Origin of the sequence: Pseudonocardia kujensis, assembly GCF_021283305.1 — a bacterium.
In the GTDB taxonomy this organism is placed as follows: Bacteria; Actinomycetota; Actinomycetes; order Mycobacteriales; family Pseudonocardiaceae; genus Pseudonocardia; species Pseudonocardia kujensis.
In genome coordinates, this window is record NZ_JAJSOK010000127.1 from 1 (window position 1) to 8,587 (window position 8,587).

Here is an 8,587-nt window from a genome sequence, read left to right on the forward strand (position 1 = left end):
CGGTGGGGCATGAGGGCCTTCCAGGTCGCCGGTGCAGATGTCGCAATCCACACCGGACCTGGAGGCCCTCACCTACATCAAGATCATCCCAGCCGTGTCGCCGTACTCAACCTCCGTGAGCAGTACATCTAGCGGTCCCGCGGGGCGGCCCCCAAACGCGGGCCGCCCGACCAGGCACTTCCATTCCAGCACCCGAGACAGGAGGTTGATCACGATGCGTTCCACCCTGACGAATGCGGCCAGGGCGAGCCCTTCGGCGCACGCGAAGCCCACGGTCCCTACCTCGAGATAACCACGCTCGGGTCCCCGCTGCATCTCGGGGAGGGCGCCGATCTGATCCGGCGAGGCTGGCACTGGATCGACGTCTACGCCGGCTTCGACGCGCTCAAGGAGCGCTCCCCCGGCCACGGTCACGATCCACGAGGGCGAGAACGGTCGCCGCCTCGCCACGATCCACTGACTGCGCAGGTGGGAGTCGACGGCGCAAGGATCGCGGCGAACGAAAAGGGGGCGGCGACCAGCACAGACTGGTCACCGCCCCTTCTTCATGTCCGGTGTCGCGTGGGTTCGGTCCGGGCACCACCGCCGCGACCGGAACTACACCACCGGCACCCGACCTGGGCTGGTCAGGCCGCCGTCACCGGCACCTGGCCTGCTGAGGACTCCGCAGGCTCCGACGCCACCGCCGCGTCGTGCCCCTGGCCGTCCTGTGCGGGCGGGTCTTCGCTGGTCGCAGCCTGCTCGGCCGGACCCTGCTCACCGGTCGGGCGTGCCCGTCCGGCCCGAAGCATGGCCCGGACCCGCTTGACCGGGATCCCGAACAGCGCGTGCAGCTCGTCGGCGCTGCGGCCCAGCTCGCTGAGTTCGACCAGCACGGCTGTCTGTCGCCGTTCGAGGTCACCCAGCTTGGCCTCGGCCACAGCGATCGCGGCCTGACGTGCCTGTTCTGCCTCGGCCAGCGCGGCGTCGCGAATCGCGGCGATCTGTTCGGCCTCACCGGCCGTGGCCGCGTACGCCGCCAAGGCTTCGTCCTCGCGCCGGCGACGCTCGGCCAGGCGGGCGTCGAGCTGCGCGCGGGCAGCGGTGAGTTCCTCGAGCCGCTGCGCCGCGGCCGCCGAACCCGCAGGTGGTCGGGTGCGGCGGAGCCGCCCCCGGCTGTTGGTGGTTGTCGACATCCGTCCTCCTCCAAGGATGGTGTTGATCGATTCGGACACCGGGAGCGTAGGCAGCGACCAGCGCAAACACCACCACCCGCCGCAGCGCAGAACGAGGCCGTGCGATGGCTGGGGACGCGGTCGTGGCAGGTGCTCGCGTCCTGGCCGCCGCCGGGCGGGAACGCCCGAACGGTCAGCACACCCGGGCGGGGCGGCCCGCGGTGAAGCCGCTCCGAGGCCGTGCCGGTGACCCCGCGCGGGCACCGGGCCCTGGCAGCGGGCACGGAGCAGGAGCACCGGTACGGGCCAACGCGGAACCCCCGCGGCGCCCTCTCGGGAGCCCACACGGTCGCGCCAAGGAGACCGCATCCCCACCACGCCGTCCACCAGGAGGAGAGCCTCATGACCACGCAGCGATCCCCCCGACGCCGATCACCCCCGGCCCTGTCCGCGGCGGAGGCGAGCCGGGCGCTCGAGCGCTACCGGCTCAACCACTACCCCGGTGAGTGGGGCTACCGGCGCCGGGCCCCGTCGCCGGGCCATGACGTCCTGGGGTGAGAAGCCCCGAGCCCTACGACCGGTACACCGCCGGCATCCGCAGGATGTTCCGGCCCGAGGAGCTGCCGGAACTGATCGCCTTCCTCACCGCGCTCTACGCGGCGAGCGAACCGATCTGACCGTCGGCGGGTGAGCCGGCCGGGTGCGCGCACGCGATCGCAGCGGGGACCCAGCCGCGCCCGCGAGCCTCCGACCAGCAGCAAGCCGACAGACGCCGTGCGGGCGACGTCGCGGCGCACGGCTGGTAACCGAGTGCCGCTCATGGCCGCGGCGGGCCAGAACCACAGATGGACCCGCCTTCGGCGGGGCGGTGGGACTGCCGGCCCTGGAGCTTGAGCCCGGCCTCCCTCCACGTAAAGGGCGCTCCGCTGACGCTCTGCGTCGCCTGCGGCGACAGCCCTGCGGGCTGCCCTTGACGTCGAGCCTCCGAGGCCGAGCGACCGCCGCTTCGCGGTTGCGGGGCAGACGCCCGCCACCCAGGACGGGCCGACAGACCTACCGCCACATGCCCCGCGACCAGCGACGAAAGGCCACCACCGATGAGCATCACCACCGAGCCCAGCAACGGCGCCGAGGGCGTGGCCGACCGGCTGCGCGAGGTCGCCGAGCTCGTCGAGCGCGGCGCGCTGCGCCAGGCCCGCCGGCGCACCGAGCGGATCCTCGCCGACGCCGACGAGGCGACCCAGCATCTGCTCACCCGGTGTCTGCAGGCCCTGGAGCGCCACCCGAGCGTGCGGGTCGCCCAGCTGCGCCAGCTGTGGAAGGTCAGCGACGACGACGCCCGCGCCCTGGTCGAGGCCTGCCTGCCGCGAGGCGACCAGCTCACCGCCACGCTTCCCCGCCCCCGGGGCGGAACCACGAGCCGGGACCGCGCCCGGCAGGCCCCGCGCGACCTGCCCATCCGCTGGACGACCCCGAAGCCCCGGCCGAACAAGCGAGCGGTGGAGGCCGGCGCGGCCGCCGGGCGGTACTTCGCCGAGCGCGTGGAGCCCGAGCACGACCGCGACGAGCGCGACGACTCCCGCCCGCTGGACTACGACCTGGCAGCCCTGCCGCCGATGCGCGGCCTGCCGTGCGTGGTCTGCCGCACCGAGCGATCCTCGCGCGACCGGCACCGCCGCACTGACGACGGGCTCTGCGAGGACTGCCGCGAGAGTGGCCACCCGGGCATCGCCGCGCCGGCGGCTCCGGCGTCGCGTGAGGCATCGATCATCGCCCGCTGCAGCTACGTCGCTGCCACCTCCGCGACGCCTGCCGAGTGCCGAGCGCGGCTGCGCGCGGACTGGCGCCACCTCGGGCGAGCCGACCGCATCACCGTGACCCAGTGGGCCGCCGCGCAGGCCACCTGAGCCGACCACCTCACGAAGGGCCCCGCCGTGTCGGCTGGGCCCTTTCGCATCTCCGGCGCACACCGGTCGACACCCACGGTGAGCGCCCAGGCATCAAGATGCTACCCCGGCTATCGAAGGACCAAGCCGGTCAATCCTCGCCCTTCGAATGCGGCCGCCCAGCCGAAGCGCACCCCGCCGAGCCCACCGAGCCCCGTCGCCAGCAGCCCCCCGCCCGCGCCCCTGTCTCTCCCAGCCTCTCCTACCCCTTCTCCTCCACACCGCTCCAACCCGCCTGACCCTGCCTCTGCACCTCCGCGCCAACAACCACTCCCACCTGCACCTGCCTCCGCCTCACCGTCCTCTCGCTTCCTCCTCCTGCCGCACTCCTTCAACCGCACAGACCCATGCATTAGCGTTGTGATCTTGGTAGGATGATCACGTGGGCTTCCTCGGGATCACCGCCGTCTCGGCCGGGGCCGTGGACTATCTCCTGCGAGGAAGCGGCTGCGCGGAGCACGAGCACCAGCCCTCCCCGGCCGAAGTGCGCGACCTCGACCGGGATGGTCCCTCCCCCGCCGGCGGCGCTGCAGCAGGAGCGCAGGCGTCCGGAGCGGGATATCTGCTGGCCGCGGCTGAGAAGGAGCCCCCGGGTGTCTGGTTCGGCTCTGCAACCCAGGAGATGCTCGGGATCGCGCCCGGAACGGCGGCGACTGAGCGTGACGTGCGGCTGGTGTTCGGGAAGCTCCTGCACCCGTCCTCGACGGCGGATGAGCCCAAGTTCCTGGGGCGGCCGCCGCGGAAGTTCAAGAACACCGAGGAGCGCGTCCGGGTCGCGCTGGCGAAGGAGCCGGACGCCGGTGAGGAGCGGCGCCGGGAGATCGAGGCGGTCGCGGCGGCGTCCGGGCGCAAGGCGGTCGCGTACTACGACCTGACTTTTAGCCCGCAGAAGAGCGTGTCGATCCTGCACGCGGCACTGCGGTCGGAGCGGCGCTACGAGGACGCCCAGGCGGTCGTGGACGTACACCGGGCGGCGCTGGCCGAGGCGATGGCGTTCGTGGAGCGGGAGGCCGCCTACACCCGCTCCGGCTACCACGGGAAGACCGCGGGCGGGCAGTCCGTGGGGCGCTTCGACGAGGCCACCGGGCTGGTCTGGACCCGCTGGGACCACTCCACGAACCGCAACCAGGAGCCTCAGCTGCACACCCACGTGGCCGTGTTGAACCGGGTCATCAACCGGCGCGGCGGTGGCATCCAGGCACTGGATGGCAAGGGCTTCAAAGCCATCAAGTTTGGGGCGGTCGCTGTCTTCGACCGAGCGCTGGAGAAGGGCCTGTCCGACCGGCTCGGTGTCGTGATGGCGCTGCGGCCGGACGGGAAGTCGCGGGAGATTATCGGCATAGACCAGCAGCTTTGCGACGCCGCGTCGTCGCGCGCCCGGCAGGTGGAGGGGAACCTCGAGCGGCGGATCGAGGAGTTCCGCGAGCGGCACGGCCGCGAGCCCTCCCCGGCCGAGCGGAAGAACATGTGGGGCCTGTCGAAGCTGGAGGACCGTGCTCACAAGACCGGCGACATCGCCCCGAGCGAGCAGCTGGACAACTGGGCGGCCCCGCGTCGCGACGAGCTCGCCAACATGCTCGCGGCGATGGGTGCCCAGGCCGACCAGGTGCGCCGCCACGGGCACCCCGACCAGCGCAAATATGTGTCCCGCAGCCGCGAGGAAGCGCTGCAGGCCGCGGTCGACGCGGTGCAGACGAGGCACGCCACGTGGGACTTCGGCTTGCTGCAGGCAGCCATCGGCGCCGAGCAGCTCCGTACGCCCTCGTTGGTTGGTGACCTCGCAGACCTCACCTACGAGGTGCTGCGTGACGCGGGGCGCTACGGGGTGGTCACGGTGTCGATGCCGGACCCCGGCGAGGTGCCGGTGGAGCTGCAGCGCGCGGACGGGAAGAGCATCTACCGGCCACACCAGCACGAGCGATACGCCACATTCGCGCAGCTCGCCACCGAGACCGCGCTCGTTGCCGCGGCCCGTCAGCCCGGTGCTCCTGCTCTGACGGGTCCGGAGCTGGAGCTCGCGCGCGTCGAGCTCGTTGCTGCTGGTCTCGGGGCGGATCAGCTCGACGCGGCGCTGGGGATCCTGGGCTCGGGTCGCGCCGGGGATGTGCTGCTCGGCCCGGCTGGGGCCGGGAAGTCGCACACGGTGGGCGCGCTCGCACACGCTTGGGAGCGCGGCGTCGGGGGGCGGGTCATCGGTGTCGCGACGTCGCAACGCGCCGTACAGGTCCTCGAGGACGACGGGCTGTTTGCGCTGAACACCGCGCGTTTCCTCAACCGCTTCGCCCAGAACGCGCAAGGCCACACCTACGACTCACTGCGCGGCGGCGACCTGGTGGTGGTCGACGAAGCAGGTATGTCGGCCACCGGGGAACTGGACCGCATCGCGCGGCTCGTGCGCGAAGCGGGCGGCAAGATCCTCTACACCGGTGACCCGGAGCAGCTGGTCGCAGTGGGTGCGGGCGGCATGCTCGACCTGCTCGTGCGCGACAATGGCGCCTACGAGCTCACCGAGATCCGCCGCTTCCACGAGCCCTGGGAGCGCGCCGCCTCGCTGCAGCTGCGCAACCGCGACGCCAGCGTGCTGCGCCTCTACGAGGACTCTGGACGGCTGCACGGCGGCACCCGCGAGGAGATGGTCGACGAGGCCGTCCGCGGGTACCTCGCCGACACCGTCCGCGGCAAGGACTCGTTGCTGGTCGTGTCGGACAACGCCGCCGCGACGGAGCTGTCCGGGATGATCCGTGCCGAGCTGGTCGCGCGCGGCTACGTCGAGCCCGAGGTGCTCGGCACCCTGCGCGATGGCAACCACATCGGCGTCGGCGACCTGGTCCAGGCCCGCCGCAACGACTACGCCATCCGCGTCGAGGGCGACGGCGCGGTCACCAATCGCGTCGCCTATCGGGTCACCGGCCGCAACCCAGAGGATGGCACGCTGTGGGTGGTCGCGGAGAATGGGCTGGTCGCGCACCTGCCTGCCGACTACGTCAGCCGGCACGTCACGTTGGCGTACGCCTCCACCGTCCACGCCGCGCAGGGCCGCACGGTTGATGTTGCGCGGGCGCTGGTCGACGGGAACCTCGACGCACACGGCCTCTATGTGGCGATGACCCGTGGACGCGAGGCGAACATCGCCTACGTCGAGACCAGGCGGGAGCCTGACGCCCACAACCAGACCGGGCTCGACACCACCCCGCGCGGTGCGCTGGCCGACATCCTCGGCCGCGACCGCGACGTCGAGGCCTCCTCGGCGGAGATGACCCGGCGGTTCAACGAGGAGGAGGGCCGCTCGCTGGCGTTCCTCGGTACCCAGCTCGACCGGCTCGCCGAAGAGTACGGCCGCAACCGCTACGACCAGCTGCTCAGCGCAGCGGTCGGAAAACAGTACGCGGCGATGATGCGCGACGAGGCCGGCCACGGGCGCCTGCTGCGCACTCTGCGGGAAGCCGAGCTCGGCGGCCACGACGTCGCCGCTGTGCTCGACGAGGCCGTCGACATGCGGCGGCTCGCGGACGCCGCCTCGGTGTCGGATGTGCTGCGGTGGCGCATCCGCGAGCATGTTCTCGTCGCGCGGACCGCCGAGCACGATCCCACCGAGGTGCTCGGGGCGAACGCACCGGCTAGCTGGGCCGACCTCGCCGCCCGGCTCGACGGGGCCGCAGGGCGCTACGCCGAGATCCTCGCCGAGGCGTGCCGGTCGCGGGAAGCCGAGCTGGCCGAGGAGGTCGCGACCACCCAGCCTCGCTGGGTGGTCGAGCACCTCGGTCCGCTACCCGAGGGTGGGCCGGAACGAGACGAGTGGATCCACCGGGCCGGGATCGCGGCGGCCTACCGCGACCTGCGCTCGGTGCCCGAGACCAGCGTCGCCCTTGGCGAGGCACCGTCGCGGGAGCAGACCTTCCACCGTGCGCTGTGGCAGCGTGCCTACGCCGCGCTCGGAGAGCCCGCCGACGCGCTGGACTACGCCGCCGCGTCGGAGACCGAGCTGCGCCAGATCCGCGACATCGCCGCCCGGGAACGCACCTTCGCCCCCTACTACGTCGCCAAGGAGCTGCGCGAGACCCGCATCGCGGCTCAGCAGTACCGCAACGACCAGGCGCTGTACTGGGCCGAGACCGGGATCCTGCCGCTGGGGTCGCCCGAGCGGGAACGCGCCGAGGCCGAGATGCGCACCGCGGCCAGTTTGGCCGCCGAGCTGGAGGCCCGAGCCGAGCACCTCGCCGCCGTCCACGCGGCGCGCGAGGCGTGGGCGGTCGACGCCGCCCGTGCCGAGCAGCGCGCCCAGCTCGCCGGCGACGAACTGGAGAAGCGTGGTCTGCCCCGCGACCTGGCCCCGATGCGGAGCGGCGAGCAGACCGCGTTGTTCCGCGTGCTCACCCCGGAGGAAGCCGCCGAGCCCGATCGCGGCCTGGCCCTCGCCGATCGCGCGCAGCTGACACTCGAGGGCAGCGAGCCGGTCCGAGAGCCGTACCTGGTCGCCGAGCCCGCCCACCGGCGCGCGGCCGAGGACTTGGCCATCCTCGAGGAGGACACGGCGAGCATCGACCCCGCTCAGGAGCCCATCTTCGAGGCCACGCCGTCGGCGTCCGACCTGGCCGCAGCCCGCCCGCTGCGTGAAGCCGAGCAGGGACAGCGGCCGGACCGGGAGCCGGTCACGGTGCGGGAGGCTCGACGGCAGGCCGAGATTCTGGCTGATCTCAACGCCCAGCGCGCATCCGCCGGACAAGATCCCGTTGCCGAGTGGCAGCGTGAGCGCGCGCAGCGGGCCGAAACCCTCGAGCAGGACCGCGAGCGCCGCGACCAGGTTCCCGACCGGGATCTCAAAGCCGACCGCGGCATGACGCGGGAACACGAACAGCTGGTCGACGCCGGCCCGGAGATGGGGCTCAACTTCTAAAGGGCGTGTGTTCGGAAGCGTAGCCAGGTTCTGACCACGAGCGGACCGAAGGTGCATCCGTGCGGACTCGACGTCACGGCGAACGGGTGGCCCCGCCTCTGCGGCCCGACGGCGAGCACCGTGTGGCCGGGATCGAGGAGGGCCAGACCGCGGCGCGTGACGGAGTGGTGACGGGCACGTCTTGGGGGTGAAGTCCGCGGGTGCACGCTCCCACGGACTCCGCGGCGCCCGCACCAGGATCTCGGCCACGACGGCCCCGGCCGGGCCCACTCCGCCGCGCAGCAGCACGCCCCCACGATGAGCACCGTGGCGAGCGCGGCCCATATGTCCGGCGGGCATCCTGTTGTGAGCCCGGTCTCGACCGGTGTTTCGGCGGCATGTCGAGACGTAAAGACGCCATTCCGATGGGCAGGAGAGTCTGGCACTCACCCCGATCGGATCCTTACGGTCCTGTTGGTCGGGCCAATCAGACATCCCATGGCGTAGGGGTGTCAAGCGGCGGCGGTGTCGTGGTGGGCCCAGGCGGTGGTCTCGTCGTAGTGGGTGCGGGTCTTGAGGCATCCGTGGAGGATCCCGACGAGCCGGTTGCCGAG

General features: G+C 72.3%; 6 protein-coding genes. 4 read left to right on the forward strand and 2 right to left on the reverse strand.

Annotated elements, in window-relative coordinates:
* Positions 1 to 72 precede the first annotated feature (72 nt).
* On the reverse strand, positions 73 to 414 hold the full coding sequence (locus tag LWC35_RS38230) for a hypothetical protein (protein ID WP_232875474.1): 342 nt from the start codon (positions 412 to 414) through the stop codon (positions 73 to 75).
* A 212-nt stretch (positions 415 to 626) separates the two neighbouring features.
* Positions 627 to 1,214, reverse strand: a complete 588-nt coding sequence (locus LWC35_RS38235) for a translation initiation factor IF-2 (protein WP_232875476.1) — start codon at positions 1,212 to 1,214, stop codon at positions 627 to 629.
* Positions 1,215 to 1,556: 342 nt separating this feature from the next.
* Here LWC35_RS38235 and LWC35_RS38240 point away from each other — a divergent pair, with 342 nt between their 5' ends.
* The 4 genes from LWC35_RS38240 to mobF all read left to right on the forward strand — a co-directional run bounded on the left by LWC35_RS38240 (position 1,557) and on the right by mobF (position 7,994).
* Positions 1,557 to 1,712, forward strand: a complete 156-nt coding sequence (locus LWC35_RS38240; protein ID WP_232875477.1) for a hypothetical protein — start codon at positions 1,557 to 1,559, stop codon at positions 1,710 to 1,712.
* Positions 1,709 to 1,831 carry a hypothetical protein gene (locus tag LWC35_RS40000; RefSeq protein WP_269805511.1) on the forward strand — a complete coding sequence of 41 codons (123 nt, stop codon included), beginning with the start codon at positions 1,709 to 1,711 and terminating at the stop codon, positions 1,829 to 1,831. Before LWC35_RS38240 ends, LWC35_RS40000 begins: the two co-directional genes overlap by 4 nt.
* A gap of 420 nt (positions 1,832 to 2,251) precedes the next feature.
* Entirely contained in the window at positions 2,252 to 3,061 is an 810-nt protein-coding gene (locus LWC35_RS38245; RefSeq protein ID WP_232875479.1) for a hypothetical protein, read from the forward strand.
* Between the two features lie 421 nt (positions 3,062 to 3,482).
* Complete coding sequence (mobF, locus tag LWC35_RS38250; RefSeq protein ID WP_232875481.1) at positions 3,483 to 7,994, forward strand: MobF family relaxase; 4,512 nt, start codon at positions 3,483 to 3,485, stop codon at positions 7,992 to 7,994.
* Positions 7,995 to 8,587 lie beyond the last annotated feature (593 nt).